This is a genomic window from Marinifilum fragile JCM 15579 (genome assembly GCF_001310955.1).
Lineage (GTDB): Bacteria > Bacteroidota > Bacteroidia > Bacteroidales > Marinifilaceae > Marinifilum > Marinifilum fragile.
Window position 1 is genome coordinate 43,933 of sequence record NZ_BAZX01000012.1, and the last position, 14,310, is coordinate 58,242.

The 14,310-nt window shown below is 39.7% G+C and carries 11 protein-coding genes; 2 read left to right on the top strand and 9 right to left on the bottom strand.

The genetic code is table 11. The annotated features are described in order from the left end of the window. Nucleotides 1–475 precede the first annotated feature (475 nt). Nucleotides 476–1,453, bottom strand: coding sequence for a transglutaminase domain-containing protein (locus JCM15579_RS10565; RefSeq protein WP_054719716.1), 978 nt, complete (start codon nt 1,451–1,453; stop codon nt 476–478). Nucleotides 1,454–1,965: 512 nt separating this feature from the next. Then, the gene (locus JCM15579_RS10570; protein WP_054719719.1) at nt 1,966–3,093 is read right to left on the bottom strand and encodes a M14 family metallopeptidase; all 1,128 of its coding nucleotides are present in this window, start codon (nt 3,091–3,093) and stop codon (nt 1,966–1,968) included. A 330-nt stretch (nt 3,094–3,423) separates the two neighbouring features. On the opposite strand from JCM15579_RS10570, the gene mltG reads away from it, so the two are divergent. Next, the gene (gene mltG / locus JCM15579_RS10575; protein WP_054719722.1) at nt 3,424–4,494 is read left to right on the top strand and encodes an endolytic transglycosylase MltG; all 1,071 of its coding nucleotides are present in this window, start codon (nt 3,424–3,426) and stop codon (nt 4,492–4,494) included. Nucleotides 4,495–4,620: 126 nt separating this feature from the next. Here the strand turns inward: mltG and murB are convergent, their stop codons facing one another. From murB to JCM15579_RS10595, 4 genes are all read right to left on the bottom strand, one after another. Then, nucleotides 4,621–5,634, bottom strand: coding sequence for a UDP-N-acetylmuramate dehydrogenase (gene murB / locus JCM15579_RS10580; RefSeq protein WP_054719725.1), 1,014 nt, complete (start codon nt 5,632–5,634; stop codon nt 4,621–4,623). 96 nt (nt 5,635–5,730) lie between these two features. Continuing rightward, complete coding sequence (locus JCM15579_RS10585) at nt 5,731–6,759, bottom strand: threonine aldolase family protein (protein ID WP_054719727.1); 1,029 nt, start codon at nt 6,757–6,759, stop codon at nt 5,731–5,733. A 110-nt stretch (nt 6,760–6,869) separates the two neighbouring features. Beyond that, entirely contained in the window at nt 6,870–7,373 is a 504-nt protein-coding gene (locus JCM15579_RS10590) for a hypothetical protein (RefSeq protein WP_172677417.1), read from the bottom strand. Between the two features lie 63 nt (nt 7,374–7,436). Continuing rightward, nucleotides 7,437–7,766 carry a hypothetical protein gene (locus JCM15579_RS10595; protein WP_054719732.1) on the bottom strand — a complete coding sequence of 110 codons (330 nt, stop codon included), beginning with the start codon at nt 7,764–7,766 and terminating at the stop codon, nt 7,437–7,439. A gap of 104 nt (nt 7,767–7,870) precedes the next feature. Between JCM15579_RS10595 and JCM15579_RS10600 the strand changes: the two genes are divergently transcribed. Further along, nucleotides 7,871–8,743: a metallophosphoesterase family protein gene (locus JCM15579_RS10600; RefSeq protein WP_054719734.1), complete on the top strand. Its 873-nt coding sequence runs from the start codon at nt 7,871–7,873 to the stop codon at nt 8,741–8,743. Nucleotides 8,744–8,809: 66 nt separating this feature from the next. On the opposite strand, the gene JCM15579_RS10605 is transcribed toward JCM15579_RS10600, so the two are convergent. The 3 genes from JCM15579_RS10605 to JCM15579_RS10615 all read right to left on the bottom strand — a co-directional run bounded on the left by JCM15579_RS10605 (nt 8,810) and on the right by JCM15579_RS10615 (nt 14,304). Next, nucleotides 8,810–10,819 carry a glycoside hydrolase family 97 protein gene (locus JCM15579_RS10605; RefSeq protein ID WP_083464638.1) on the bottom strand — a complete coding sequence of 670 codons (2,010 nt, stop codon included), beginning with the start codon at nt 10,817–10,819 and terminating at the stop codon, nt 8,810–8,812. A gap of 55 nt (nt 10,820–10,874) precedes the next feature. Then, a complete protein-coding gene (locus tag JCM15579_RS10610; protein WP_054719737.1) occupies nt 10,875–13,145 on the bottom strand; it encodes a glycoside hydrolase family 3 N-terminal domain-containing protein in 2,271 nt (756 codons plus the stop codon). Between the two features lie 88 nt (nt 13,146–13,233). Beyond that, nucleotides 13,234–14,304, bottom strand: coding sequence for a hypothetical protein (locus tag JCM15579_RS10615; protein ID WP_054719740.1), 1,071 nt, complete (start codon nt 14,302–14,304; stop codon nt 13,234–13,236). Nucleotides 14,305–14,310 lie beyond the last annotated feature (6 nt).

Below are 14,310 nucleotides of genomic sequence, written 5' to 3' on the forward strand. Positions count from 1 at the left end.
CATTATCAAAGAACCTAGAAATATTACGGTACTTCGTACCTTTGTAATGATCAATTCTATTTATGGGTAAAACAGCAGAGCTGCTTAAGCTTTGTAGGTTGATCGTTTAAAAGACTTGGGAGGTGCTGAGCATCCTAACTTTTGCATTTGTTGTTGGAATTCTAAAGTTCGTCGATCTAAGTTTTTGATCTTATCGAACTCCTTTACCTATTGTAACTATAGATTTAAGCTATGTTGTTGCTATTTTATAGCATTCCAATGGCGCGCAACCATAAAGGAATGCCGACAAGTCATGGGGAAGCGGCGACAAGCCTTTGGCTAAGGCCGACAAGTCATTGGCTAAGGCCAACAAGTTATTGCTAAGGCCGGAATGACATTGGCTAAAGCCGGCAAGTTATTGGCTAAGGTCGGAATGACATTGGCTAAAACCGACAAGTTATTGGCTAAGGGCAACAAGAGATAGAAAACGGAATATTTACTTCACATTTACTTGGTATCCAAGTGCTGGCACTTCATTAAAATAGATTACCAACTCATCTCTTCCTTTTACATTCGGATAAATGGTAAAGCCAAGCATATCTCCTTTAGAATATGACTGTACTTTTTGTCCGAACTTCTCTTTCTTAAAATGGTAGGCTATTTCGGTATTGGGTGGTACATTTTGCAGAAGAAATTGCATGCCTGAGGATTTTACAATGTTCAAAGTTCCATTTTGCGGAGCAATCAGCTTTATATTTTTGCCCAAAAAGGCTTTAAAAGGCATGGGCTGCGCCGCAAAGTCGGTGGTGTTTTTAATTTTACTGGCAAGAAGCCATTTTTTATCATCAGGCAAATGTTTCATGGCAAACTCATCGGGATCAGAAGCAAAGTAAGCCGATGAAAATTCCTTGTTAAATTTCATTTTTGAATAATCCACCCATCCTGCAGCCCAGGTTACATCGATCAATTGCCAGGAACCATTTATTTTCACCGCATTCCATGCGTGATTCGACGGCAAGTTTTCCTGGCCTATCTCGGAAATCATTCTACGAGCAGTACCCGAAACGATTTCACATTCGATATTCATTTGGTGGCACAAGTCCTGCATTAGGGTAGAGTAGCCCTCGCACAAAGCCTTGCGTTTGCTTAATGTTTTTAGGGCCAAATTCTTTCGGAACTGTCTCTTTTTGGCTTCCAACTCTGCTTGTGAGCGATAGGAAAAGCGTACTCTTTGAGACTTTCCCAAAGCTTTGGTATCGTAGGCAACATGTAATGCAATCCAGGTATAGGCAGCTCTTACTTTCTCCAAATCCGTTGAAAAATCACGAGTGATTTTAAGAGCAAGCTCTTCGGTGGAAGAAAAGTTGGCAGGATATCCTCCAACAAGCTGATCGACTCTGCTTAAGTCTTTCGCATTTGCCGAAGCAAGGGAAAAGAATAGGACTAGGCTCAGTATGTATTTGTATGATCTCATATTTTTCTGCTTTCTGTTTAAAAATATGAAAAAAGTTTACAAGAATCGAGCCTAAAAATGTTGGTTTTTCATGGAATACTGTGGGTAACCAATTCAATTTCAAATGAAATGAATGGTATTGTGCCTCATTATCTAAGTTTTTATTTGCTCAAGCCGCATGGCTTTTACTTTCTCCATTGATGAGAAAGTAAACAAAGAATCTAGGGCGTGTAAGTTCAAAACTGCCTATACTTGAAAAATTTAAGTGCGGCGGGGTGATCTTCGAACAAGTTCTCAGCTTCCCCGTCTTACTAAAAATTTTTCTGCGTCTAATCAGCTTGACCTTCCAATGCCCACTTTGGTCACTGGAACAAAGTAAAGGTTGGTACTGATAATTTTAAAGAATTGACTATTATAAATTATAGAGAGCTGAATAGTTTTTGAAAAGTTAAAAAATAAAAAAAGCCCACGCTCACGGAAGCTTGAGTATGGGCCTTTCGAGTAATATACTTAGAAGTATAATCTTTAATATCTTATCTTAAGTGATCTACTACCTTCATAATTGGCTGAAGAACTGATTCTCCTAGTAAAATACTACGGTCTGGTGACCAACCACATTCAGGTTCTGGTAAATCATTATTGTCCTTAAATGGCATTTCGATTGTCAAAGATAAACATTTAAATCGTTCCCCAATGTGTTTTGAGCAGATTGCCAGGTTTCCTTTGCCAGGTTCGTTTTTCGGATAGCCGTGAGTGTCTTGAAAATCAGGACATGTAGCGATCCATGTATTAATGAAATTTTCTGTTAAATTTTTTAATCTCTCATCGAAGGATGGAATTCCTTCAATACCAGAAATAAAGTTGTAAGGCAATGCTTCATCGCCATGGATATCCAGGTTCAAATCACAACCATACTCATCCATCAAGTTGCGAACGTGGAATACTTCCGGACTGTTTTCTTCGCTAGGTTCTGCCCACTCGCGGTTGTAGTTGAATCCTTTGGTGTTTACGCGAAGGTTACCCGCAATACTACCGTCGATATTCATGTTCGGAACAATGTAGAAAACCGCTTTGCTTAGCAATGTTCTGGCAACAGGATCGTCTTCATCCAACAATTTGCCCAATAAGCCTTGCATGAACCATTCTGCCATACTTTCACCAGGATGCTGACGAGCAATTACCCAAATTTTCTTTTTGTTCTCATCTGGCTCACCAACAATTAGCATATCGATGTCTTTGCCTTCAACGGTTTTACCAATTGATACCAATTCACATTCCTGCGACATTTGTGCATTGTGAACCAAATCCAAATGTTGCTCATAGGTGAAAGGAGCGAAGTAAGCATAGTAAACCGAGTTGAATTCTGGTGTATGCTCAATGCTTAACTCTTTGCCATCGAAAAAGGTTGGAACTCTAAACCAGTACTCACGATCGTAAGAAGCAACTGCATAATATTCCTGGTATCCTTCAGGATAAGAAGCTTCGCCTGCATTCTGAATGGTCATTTTTACAGCTTGTTCCTGCATTCCTGTTAAGCGGAAATGGAACCACTGGAAATGTTCTGAGTTCGTATCGTTTGGAATTCGCAATTGAATGTTTTGTGGATCAAGAGCTTCAATTACCTCTATTTTACCACTATCGAAATTCGATGAAATGTTCATGTGTGTAAGTTTAAAATTGTGTGATTCAAATATAACAATTATCAATTAGCAGTGAACAGTTATCAGTGAACAATTAACAGAGAAGAGTAAACAGTAATCAGTAAAAAAAAAAGTTGGGGCAATTCATTCCTTTAAAATTGTTGATAACACATTCTTGTGGATACAAGGAAATGCTTAATATTTTCCAATATTGTATGTAATTGGTGTAGAGACAGCATTAATGCTGTCTTTGCAAAATGTTATAAAAAGATGTAATAATAGAAACTATTACAAATGATTTATTTTTCTTTTATTTTTGCGAACTTAGCATGTATAATCAAACCCAAAGCAATGATAAACTTTTTGCGATTAAAAAACATTCGTTCTAAAACATTAAGAATATTCCTGATTTCTGTGATGTTGATCTTGATTGTAGCAGGAGTCATTCTCTTCAATCTTTACACCAGAATCTTTTCAAAAAATATTGACCTAAAAGGTGAGACAAGTGCTTATTTGTATATCCCTAGTTCTGCAAACCAGGAAGAGGTAATTGCACTATTGGAAGGACAGGAATGGTTGAAAAATTCTAAGTCTTTAGAGTGGGTGATGAACAAAAAGAATTTCTCAAATCACATTTATGCAGGTCGCTATTTGATTAAGGATGGCATGAACAATAACGACCTGGTAAATTTGTTAAGATCGGGAGTACAGAGTCCGATTCAACTGACCTTTAACAACACAAGAACCCTTGAGGATTTTGCCGGGAAAATTGCCAAACAGATAGAAGCGGATTCCATTAGCTTGTTGACTGCTTTGCGCGATGAGAAACTGATTGCAAAATATGGTTTTAAGCCAGAAACCGTGATTGGCATGTTTATACCAAATACCTATCAACTGTATTGGAACACCAATACGAATGAATTTATGGATAGGATGTATAAAGAGTATTCAAGATTTTGGGATGCCGATAGAATGAGGAAGGCTGAGAAGATTGGATTGTCACCTGTTGAAGTTAGCACTTTGGCTTCCATTGTTGATGAGGAAACCATTAAGAACGATGAAAAGGCTCGCGTTGCAGGTGTTTACATGAACCGATTGAATCGTAAAATAAAACTGGATGCTGATCCGACTTTAAAATTTGCTTTGGGCGATTTTAGCATCACAAGAGTACTGAACAAGCACAAAAAAATAGATTCTCCATACAATACCTACAAGTATCGCGGTTTGCCTCCAGGGCCAATCCGTCAAGCTTCCATTTCGGGATTAAATGCTGTGTTGGACTACGAAAAACACAAGTACATTTATTTCTGTGCTAACCCTGATTTTTCAGGTTATCACATCTTTGCACGTACACTTCGCGAACACAATCGCAACGCCCGAAAATATCAGAATGAGTTGAATCGAAGAAGGATTATGAAGTAGAAGAAACACCTATTACGTTTCACGCAGAGTACGCAGAGAAAGAATAAATAAAAAACGCAAAGGACTAATGATGTAGTACTTTGCGTTCTTGTTATAAAATATCTTAGCGATCTTTGCGTGAATCCTTTATATCGCATTCACTTCCATTTCCAACTTCACACCAAATTTAAACATTACCGACTTTCGAATATCATTGGCTAGTTTCAAGATGTCGTTGCCACTGGCATTGCCATAGTTTACCAATACCAAAGCCTGATCTTTGTGAACTCCAGCATCGCCAAAGCGTTTGCCTTTCCAGTCGCATTGTTCAATTAACCAACCAGCAGCCAGTTTGGTTTCCATATCATTAACGGCATAGGTAGGTAAGTTTTCGTATTGTGCTTTTAGTTTGTCGGCTTTCTCCTTATCCACAATTGGATTTTTGAAGAAACTACCCGCATTCCCCAACTCCTCAGGATCGGGCAATTTGCTTTCGCGGATTTTAATGATTGCCTTGCGAATGTTCTTCAGGTTGATTTCATCATATGCTTCCAGCTCTTTGCTGATGGCACCGTATTGAAGTTTTAGCTCAGCCTTCTTTTTCAATCGAAACTGTACATGAGTAATGATGAAAAGGTTCTTGTATTCTTTCTTGAAAACTGAATTTCGGTAAGCGAATTCACAGTGCATGTTGCTAAAAATAACCTCCTCTTTGGTTTCGATTGAAATGGCTTCCACATTCTCGATTACTTCTCTTACCTCAACACCATAAGCTCCGATGTTTTGTACCGGAGAAGCACCAACTGTACCTGGAATCAAGGATAGATTTTCGATACCATAAAGGTCATTCTCAACTGCCCATTCAACAAATTCATCCCACTCTTCGTTGCAACCAACGCGTAATAGCACAGATTCTTCATCTTCATCAAGAAGCTCAATGCCTTTGATATTGGGATGAAGTACCAGTCCATTAAAATCTTCGGTAAAGAGAAGGTTGCTACCACCTCCTAAAATGATGTATTGGGTATCAATGATGTTATTCTTCTTCAGGAAATCATGTATTTCTTCTTCAGTATCGAACTCAAAGAAATATTTGGCTTTGGCCTCAATGCCGAATGTATTGTGTTTTTTTAAAGAGTAATTTTCTAATAGTTGTGCCATTTAAAAGCAATTAATAATTAGTAAGTAATAATTAACAATGGGCAGATTTGTAAATTATATTATCGCTTGATGTTTTTCTTGGGTAAGAATGGTGGTTTATGCCAATTCTTTTTTCAAAAGATCCACAAAGCCTAGAATATCTTCTTTGGTGGTATCGAAAGAACATAGCCAACGAACTTCCCCTGCATGTTCATCCCAAATCCAGAAGAAATATTCTTCCTGAAGTTTTTCAATTTTATCCTTAGGTAACAAGGCCCAAATTCCATTGGTCTGTGCTTCTTGCGTGATGGTAACCTGTGGAATTTTTTCCACTTCATCTTTAAGAAGTTTAGCCATTGCATTGGCATGACGGGCAGTCTTTAACCAAAGTTCATTGGTAAGCATTGCATCGAACTGTGCTCCAATGTATCTCATTTTTGAGCAAAGTTGCATGCTTTGCTTGCGAATGTATTTGGCATTCTTCGATAACTCAGGATTGAAGAAGATCACAGCTTCACCAAGCATCATTCCGTTTTTGGTTCCTCCAAAACTTAGAACATCAATTCCAGCATTGGTGGTAATTTCTTTTACATCAACATCTAAACTAACCACGGCATTTGCCAAGCGAGCACCATCCATATGTACATACATATCATGCTCGTGGGCCAAATCGCAAATGGCTTTAACCTCTTCAGGGGTGTAAACAGTTCCCAACTCGGTGCACTGAGTAATTGAAATTACTTTTGGTTGAGAATGGTGTTCAAAACCAAAACCATGCAATTGAGGTTTGATTAATTCAGGAGTAAGTTTTCCGTTTGGCGTATCGATTGGAATTACTTTGCAACCTGTGAATTTATCAGGAGCACCGCATTCATCAACTTGAATATGTGCAGTTGCGGGACAAAGAATAGAGTGGTAGGATTGCGTTAAAACCGATAAACCAATTACATTGGCTCCTGTGCCATTAAATGCAAAATAAACATCAATATTCTCGCCGAATAAGTGTTTGAATTTCTCAATGGCCGATGCAGTATAGTGATCGCCACCATATGCCATTACATGTCCTTGGTTCGCTTCGTTTATCGCTTCTAAAACTTCAGGCAGAACACCAGAAAAGTTATCGCTTGCAAATCCTCTCTTGTTCATTTTGTTTGTCTTTTGATTGAAAACGTAAAAGTAAGTTTTCTTATCAAAAACATCATTCAAAAAAGATAAAAAGTGGGACCAATACCAATTGAAATTCTAATGACTGAAATTTAGTTGGTATAATCAATCAGTAGTGTTTTAATTTTATCTATGAGTAGCTTGCTCTTGTCAGATTGGCTTTCTCCATGATCCATAAATTGGATTTTGCCTTCCTTGTCTAATAAGAAAACATAGCACAATTTCTTGTCTTTTACTCCAAAGTAGGAGTAATAATGTGAAAGAGGTCCGTAATAGGTCATCACATTTTTGTGCATGGATGGAACAATTCCCTTTCTCATTCCAGTGTTAATGTAATTGGATATCCAGGAATAAAAGTTGCTAATCATTGGGATTTCAATGAATCGGAATTCATCGTACATACTGAACTCCTTCAGTACAGGTTTGGTCCAACTGTCGATTTGTGGCTGAGTTCCTCTTTTAAAAGCAACAATCAGTAAAGAAACTTTTCCCTTGCAATGATCTGGTAAACTGATTTCCTTAGATGAAAGCAATTCTCCATTCATGGTAGGGAATTTATCTCCAATTTCAAGTTTCTTTACCGTTTGAGCACTCATGTTTGAGTACAAAAAAACAAAGAAGAATAAAGTTGATAATGTGAATTTTAGCATAAAATCGTTTTAGCTATAATAATCTTGTAATAGTCTCATGGTTTTTTCGAGACATTTTTCATGATCTATTTTAGGATCATCTTTCAAATATGTTTTTACTGTCTTAACCAGATCTACTATTAAATCATATTCCCTACTTTTCTTCATAAAATTCTCGGGTTTTCCAATGTAATTCCCAGGACTATCTTCTACGATAGGAGCAATGTTGACCCATTTTTTAGTAATTGTAAAAGTAACTTTTGCTTTTGGTTCGATATCAGAACTACCAAGAACAACATCCCCATCACGATTTAGTCTCCAAAAGTAATCTTTGGTATTTTTAAGTAATTTTTCAAGCATAAATAAAAGTTTTAAGAGATTCTACATAAAAATAGTTGAGACTTTTTTAATTTATAAAAATTATAGAACTTTTGCCCCTCAATTGATATTTAATTTTTCAATAAATGATTCGAGATATTTCAAGCGGGAAGCTAATGATTGTGTCTGATTTGCATGGTAATGGCTATGATTTTAGACAAGTTTTGAAGACCTATCAGCAACTAAAGATGAAAGGGAAGGCTGATTATCTGGTTTTTCTGGGAGATTTGATACATGCTTATCCTGGCAAACAGAAAGATGAATCGCTTGAAATGATCGAAGAGTTGATGGACTTAAAAGCCAATCAACCAGATAGTGATGTGATATGCCTGCTTGGGAACCATGAGTTCGTTCACATTTACCACATTCCTTTGGCGAAAGGTCCTTTGGAGTTTACGTCCTGGTTCGAATATCGAATTCAGAAATGCAGAGAGGTGGTGATTGAATTCTTTATGAATATGCCGCTGATGTTGCGAACAAAGGGGGGAGTTTTAATCAACCATACGGGAGCTTCGAATCGTTATGGAGCAGATGAGAAATTCGATTTGGATTACTTGAAGAATTTCAATCATCGAAATGAATTTACGAAGCATATTGAGAACATTAAAAAGTACGATCCTCAAATTGGTTCGGAATTTATGTACACCGAAAAAGGAGATTATTTATGGGATATCTTAATGAATGGAAATGAGAAACAGTACAAGGAGGAGTATGATGTAATGGTGTCTCAAATGCTCGATTTACTGAGTGAGGATAGAAAAGAGAATCCCTTGAAAAGCCTGGTGGCGGGTCATATCGGTGTGGATTATGGAGCTGAAATGGTTGGGGAGAAACAGTTGAGGATTTGTTCAAGCGCAGGTTGCTTGCGCGATCTGGAGAAAAAAATCCTATTGATCTCAGCTGATAAGGAGTATAGCGATTCGGAAGCTCTTTTGAATCGATGCTTCGATTTGTTTTAAAAGAAAATCCCCATCTCAAAAGAGGCGGGGATTTCAGTGGTGAGTTGTCTACCTTTCGATTTGGTATTATTCACCTTTTGCAATAAAGTGGATTGCAAGTCCTCCACCGGCTGCTAGCCAAGCAGTTAATTTATCTTTACTTGTAACTTCTTTTTCAGATATTTTTATGGAGTAAGGATTTGTTTTCCAATCGGCATTTTTTCCATCCTGGTAGCTTACTGCCAGATATTTTTTACCTGCTTCCAGAAAGCTTAGCGGAATGGATACCTCTCTTGCGGTTTCATTGCTGATGCTACCCAAAAACCAATCGCTGCTATGTCGGTCCTTTCGTGCTATGGAAATGAATTCACCAGGATCTCCCTCCAGGGCAATGGATCTTTCCCAGTCCACAGGAACGTCTTTTATGAATTGAAAAGCAGGTTGATTTTTGTAATTTTCTACCAAATCGGCAGCCATTTGCACCGGGCTGTAGATTACCACATACAAGGCCAGCTGTTTAGCCAGCGTGGTATTTACTCTTTTATCGGTAATGCCATACTTCTCGTAGGTTAGGCCAAAAATACCCGGGGTAAAGTCCATGGGACCGGCCAGCAATCGGGTGAAAGGGAGTATGGTAGTGTGTGCCGGACTGTTGTTTGCCGCTGACCATGGAGCATTGAACTCCTGGCCCAGGGCACCCTCTCTCGATAAAAAGTTTGGATAGGTACGGCGCAATCCTGTTGGTTTCACTGGCTCGTGTGCGATGATGCAGATCTCATGCTCGGCAGCTTTTTCCACTACTTTCTGGTAATGGTTCACCATCCATTGTCCCTGGTGATACTGCCCGTTTTTGATTGGGCCCACATAACCGGTTTTAATATTATTCACATTGTACTTGCTGTAGAATTGCAGGGCTGAATCGAGTTGAGATTCATAGTTTTCCACATGTCCCGAGGTTTCGTGATGACCAATGATCTGTACCTTTTTCGATTTTCCATATTGAGAAAGCTGTGGCAGATCAAAATCGGGATATGTCTGGGTATAGGTCCATTCACCAAATTTTTTCCAATCAGGATTCCAGCCTTCCACCAATACTCCTTCAAACTGGTTGGCCGCAGCAAAGTCGATAAGTTCTTTGGTGTTTTTGTTAGTGGCTCCATGTTTTGGACCTGTGAACCAGGTTTGCTGGCCCAGGTGCATGCCCCACCAGATGCCCATGTATTTCATGGGTTTGATCCAGCTTGTATTTTCTAATTTGTTGGGTTCATTCAGGTTGACAATGAGGTGTGAATTGATCAGGTCTACTGCTTTTTCACCAACCTGAATGCTTCGCCAAGGCGATTGCATGGTTTTGTTGGCTTTTACTTTTATGCCGTCGGGCCAGGGAACCAAATTACACTCCAGTGAGAGCGTTTTGTCTTCCCTGCGTTTTAAAGTCATGGATGCATAGTCAACTAAGCCTGCTTCATGAATGCTCAGGTATTGGCCCTTGTCTGTTTTCATGGTGAAAGGGGTCTGTACCGAGTCCACTTCACTAAGCTGTGAAGTTTGGTAAGCTTTCTCGTAGCTGTCGTAATCCACCGGAGTCCACCAGGATTGATTGTTACTGGTAAGGTTGAACTCTGTAATTTCATCTACAAGCAAAAGGCTGTCTATTCCTTCCTGAGGAGGAATTTGATAGCGGAATCCCAGGCCATCATCAAACAAACGGAACTGGATTTTCATTTGCAGATGAGGAGGCTGAGTTTGTCTAAAGCTCAGGCACACATTGTTTGATTGCTCCTTAATGAATTGATCTTCTCCCCATACCGTTTCCCATAGGGTGTCGGTTGTACTGGTTTCAACAGCTTCAAGGGTGTAGTTGTTGGTTTGCTTGAGAATGTTTTGAAAGATCAGACCCAGGTGCGAGTTGCGGATCAGTGTATCGCCATTGGCGATCAGGTTGTAGAAGGGCTGGCCTTCGTGCTGCCCTGCACTTACAATTAGTTTTTGATTAGGTGAAGTGAGGAGTACTTCCTGTTTGGGATGACATCCATATCCTAGAAATGCAAGTAAGATCAGGGAGGTGAGTAGTTGTTGTAGCTTCGGGCTTTTCATGAACGATTCTGTTTGAAATAAAACAGGGGGAATTGCTTCCCCCCTTTATCGATATTTATTTCTCCGCGATGGGAGCAGTTTGGGTTAACGTGAATTGTGATTCTTGTACCTCTTGAGAGCTGGTCCCAATGAATACTTTAAAATCGCCTTTTTCCACCCCATAGGACATGTCTTTTCTGTAGAAAGCCAGATCTTCAGCAGTAATGGTGAATTCTACTTCTACACTTTCTCCTTTCGGGATAAATACTTTTTTGAACCCTTTCAATTCTTTCACAGGGCGAGTTACACTACCAACCAAATCCTGGATGTATAGCTGAACAACCTCTTCACCGTCATATTTGCCAGTGTTGCTTACTTTCACCTTGGCAATAATCTGATCGTTGGCTCCCATTGTTGTTTTGTCAAGCTCCACAGCTGAATAGTCAAATGTGGTATAACTCAATCCGTAACCAAATGGATAAAGAGGAGAGTTCGGACAATCAAGATATTTGGAAGTAAACTTCTGGTTAGGATCCATAGGACGACCCGTGTGCTTCATATTGTAATAGATTGGAATCTGACCCACGTTTCTTGGGAAAGTAACCGTTAATTTTGCTGAAGGATTGTAATCTCCGAACAAAACATCAGCTACAGCAGGACCAGCCTGAACACCAAGATGCCATGCTTCCACAATTGCCGGAACATTAGCAGCTTCCCAGTCGATGGTTAAAGGACGACCATTCATCATCACCATCACAACAGGTTTACCGGTTTTCACGATTTCCTTTACCAATTCAGGTTGAACACCAGGTAATTCAAGGTCGGTACGACTGGCAGCTTCACCACTCCAATCATGAGGTTCACCTACCATCAGAACAACAGCATCAGCTTCCTTGGCAGTAGCTACCGCATTGTCGAATCCGCTGCGATCGTCACCAAACAGTTTACATCCTTCGGCATAAAGAATTTCAGTTTTTCTGGAAACCGCTTTTTCAACACCTTCCATTACAGTAACCGCTTTTTCCCATTTTCCGGCACCTGACCAGGTTCCTACCAAATCACGTCTGTTCTTAACGTAAGGTCCAATAAGAGCCAGTTTCTTGATGTTCTTGTTAAGTGGAAGAATTTGATCTTCGTTTTTCAACAGAACGATACTTCTCTTTGCCAATTCACGAGATGCCTTAATGAATTCAGGTTTCATTAATGTTTTCTTTGCTCTTTTTACATCGCTGTACTTATAAGGATCTTCAAATAATCCAAGGCGATATTTCATTTTCAGGATCTGACGAACCGCTTCGTCGATACGAGAAGTCAGAACTTTACCCTCTTCAACGGAAGTTGGCAGGAAGTCGTTGAAAATACCACTTTGCATATCCATATCAACACCAGCGTTAATGGCAACTTCACCAGCTTCTTTTTCATCTTTCACATTACCATGTTCAGTCATTTCCATGATAGATGTGTAATCTGTTACAACGAATCCGTCGAAATGCCATTTTTTTCTTAATACATCATCAAGAAGGTATTCGTTACCCGTACAAGGCGTTCCATCCAACTCATTGAAAGAGGTCATGAAAGTGGCTACACCGGCATTCACAGCGGCCTTGAAAGGAGGCATGTAAGTGCTCCAAAGCTCACGGTTTGAAATGTCCACAGTGTGATAGTCGCGTCCTGCCTGCGCTACACCATAAGCAGCATAATGCTTGGCACAGGCCAGCATGGTGTTGGTTTTGCTCAGGTCATCGCCCTGGAAACCGTGAACACGTGCTTTGGCTATTTCACATCCCAGAAAGATATCTTCCCCGGCACCTTCAGCAATTCGTCCCCAACGAGGGTCACGTGCGATGTCTACCATTGGAGCAAAAGTCCAGTGTAAACCTTCCGAAGTTGCCTCGATCGCTGCAATACGAGCACTTTTTTCGATCCATTCAAGATCCCATGAACAGGCTTCAGCCAATGGGATAGGAAAGGTTGTCCAGTGACCGTGAATCACGTCGTAACCGAAAAGCAATGGAATACTTAAACGGGTATTCTCCATGTTTTCCTTTTGCAAACGGTAGGTAAAATCCGCGCTATAGGCATTAAAGATGGCACCTACTTTTCCTTTTTTCACATCTTCAACGTAATTGTTGTTGGTGATTGGTCCTGTTATGTCCCAGCTACTTGAGAACAGGGTAAGCTGTCCCAGTTTTTCCTCTAGTGTCATCTTTTGTAAAAGAGAATCCACAAAGGCTTCCATTTTAGTCTCTCTCTCCCAGGGAGCCGGTTTTTTGTTGACCTTCGCTGAAAGGGTCAAGGCTCCACTCATCACTAATCCTACTAGAAGTAATAAAGATTTTAGTCGCATTTAATTAATAGTTTTATAAATTATTTCATGTTTGAATAAGCGGGGCAAGCCGCCCCGTTTACTTAGTTTTAAAGTTGTTTTTCGCTTGTTATTCCCAACGGATGTTGTCCAGGTAATACTTGTCTGTTGCACCTCCGTCATTTTTCCCTGCATTGAAGAAGAGAACCACTTTGTTATGGTTTTCATTTGCCTGAGAGCTAAAATCAACGGTATACTCAACCCATTCTCCGGTTGTGGTAATATCCATCCAGATTTCATGGGCAGCAGAGGTTCCACCTTCCAGTTTGGCAAGGAATTGAACTGCCTTGTCGGAGTGAATCATCAGTTTCAATTTGTTCTTGGTAGAAAGGTCAATGGCTTTTCCATAGTCAACCAAAAGGAAATCCCAGGCATTTGTTCCGTCATCGTTAAACTCACCAATTTTCTCGCTTTGGTTGATTCCTGATTTGTATAGGTTGTCTATTCCAGCCTCCAGTTTTCCTGTGAACGTATAGTTGTGCTGACATTCAAAATCAGAGATGATGCTCATGTCTTTTTCTACACCTTCACATGGGTCCACAACTATAGGGAAGTCATTTTCAACAAATCGAATGTCATCAATTAGATAGATTTCTTCGCTAGCACCATTATCAGAGCCTGCGTTAAAGAAAAGAACCAGTTTGGTGTTGCCCATGTCAATGGCTTCTCTAAAGTTAAAGGAACACTCTACCCACTCATTGATTTTTTCAATCTGAAAGTCTTGTTCTACCGCTGAACTACCGCCTTCCAATTTGGCAATCAGGTTTCCTGCTTTGGGAGCAAAAACTTTTATTTTAAGTTGGCTTCGTTCTGTAAGGTTGTATGCAGTACCAAAGTCTACTAAGAGGTTGTCCCATGCCTGGCTTCCATCATCTATGAATTTACCAACCTTATCAGAATTGTTGATGCCAGATTTGTTGGTGTTGTCAATAGCAGGAGCCTGAGTCTCCTTTGTTGCATCTGCACCTATAAAAAAGTTTTGCTGACATTCGAAATCAGAAATAATACTCTCGTCTTTTACTATGTCTGCACAAGGTTCAACAGGTTCAATTATTTCCTCTTCATTAGAAGAACTGCATGCTATTGTAAATGTGGAAAATATTGCAATAATTAAGCTTAATTGTCTCGTTTTTAAAATCATAAGTCA

Coding starts and splice junctions, on each gene's coding strand:
- JCM15579_RS10570 (WP_054719719.1), bottom strand. CDS start 3,093: ATGAACATTTCATCGAATTTCGATAGTGGTAAAATAGAGGTAATTGAA.
- JCM15579_RS10595 (WP_054719732.1), bottom strand. CDS start 7,766: ATGCTTGAAAAATTACTTAAAAATACCAAAGATTACTTTTGGAGACTA.
- mltG (WP_054719722.1), top strand. CDS start 3,424: ATGATAAACTTTTTGCGATTAAAAAACATTCGTTCTAAAACATTAAGA.
- JCM15579_RS10565 (WP_054719716.1), bottom strand. CDS start 1,453: ATGAGATCATACAAATACATACTGAGCCTAGTCCTATTCTTTTCCCTT.
- JCM15579_RS10610 (WP_054719737.1), bottom strand. CDS start 13,145: ATGCGACTAAAATCTTTATTACTTCTAGTAGGATTAGTGATGAGTGGA.
- JCM15579_RS10605 (WP_083464638.1), bottom strand. CDS start 10,819: ATGAAAAGCCCGAAGCTACAACAACTACTCACCTCCCTGATCTTACTT.
- JCM15579_RS10615 (WP_054719740.1), bottom strand. CDS start 14,304: ATGATTTTAAAAACGAGACAATTAAGCTTAATTATTGCAATATTTTCC.
- JCM15579_RS10585 (WP_054719727.1), bottom strand. CDS start 6,759: ATGAACAAGAGAGGATTTGCAAGCGATAACTTTTCTGGTGTTCTGCCT.
- murB (WP_054719725.1), bottom strand. CDS start 5,634: ATGGCACAACTATTAGAAAATTACTCTTTAAAAAAACACAATACATTC.
- JCM15579_RS10590 (WP_172677417.1), bottom strand. CDS start 7,373: ATGAGTGCTCAAACGGTAAAGAAACTTGAAATTGGAGATAAATTCCCT.
- JCM15579_RS10600 (WP_054719734.1), top strand. CDS start 7,871: ATGATTCGAGATATTTCAAGCGGGAAGCTAATGATTGTGTCTGATTTG.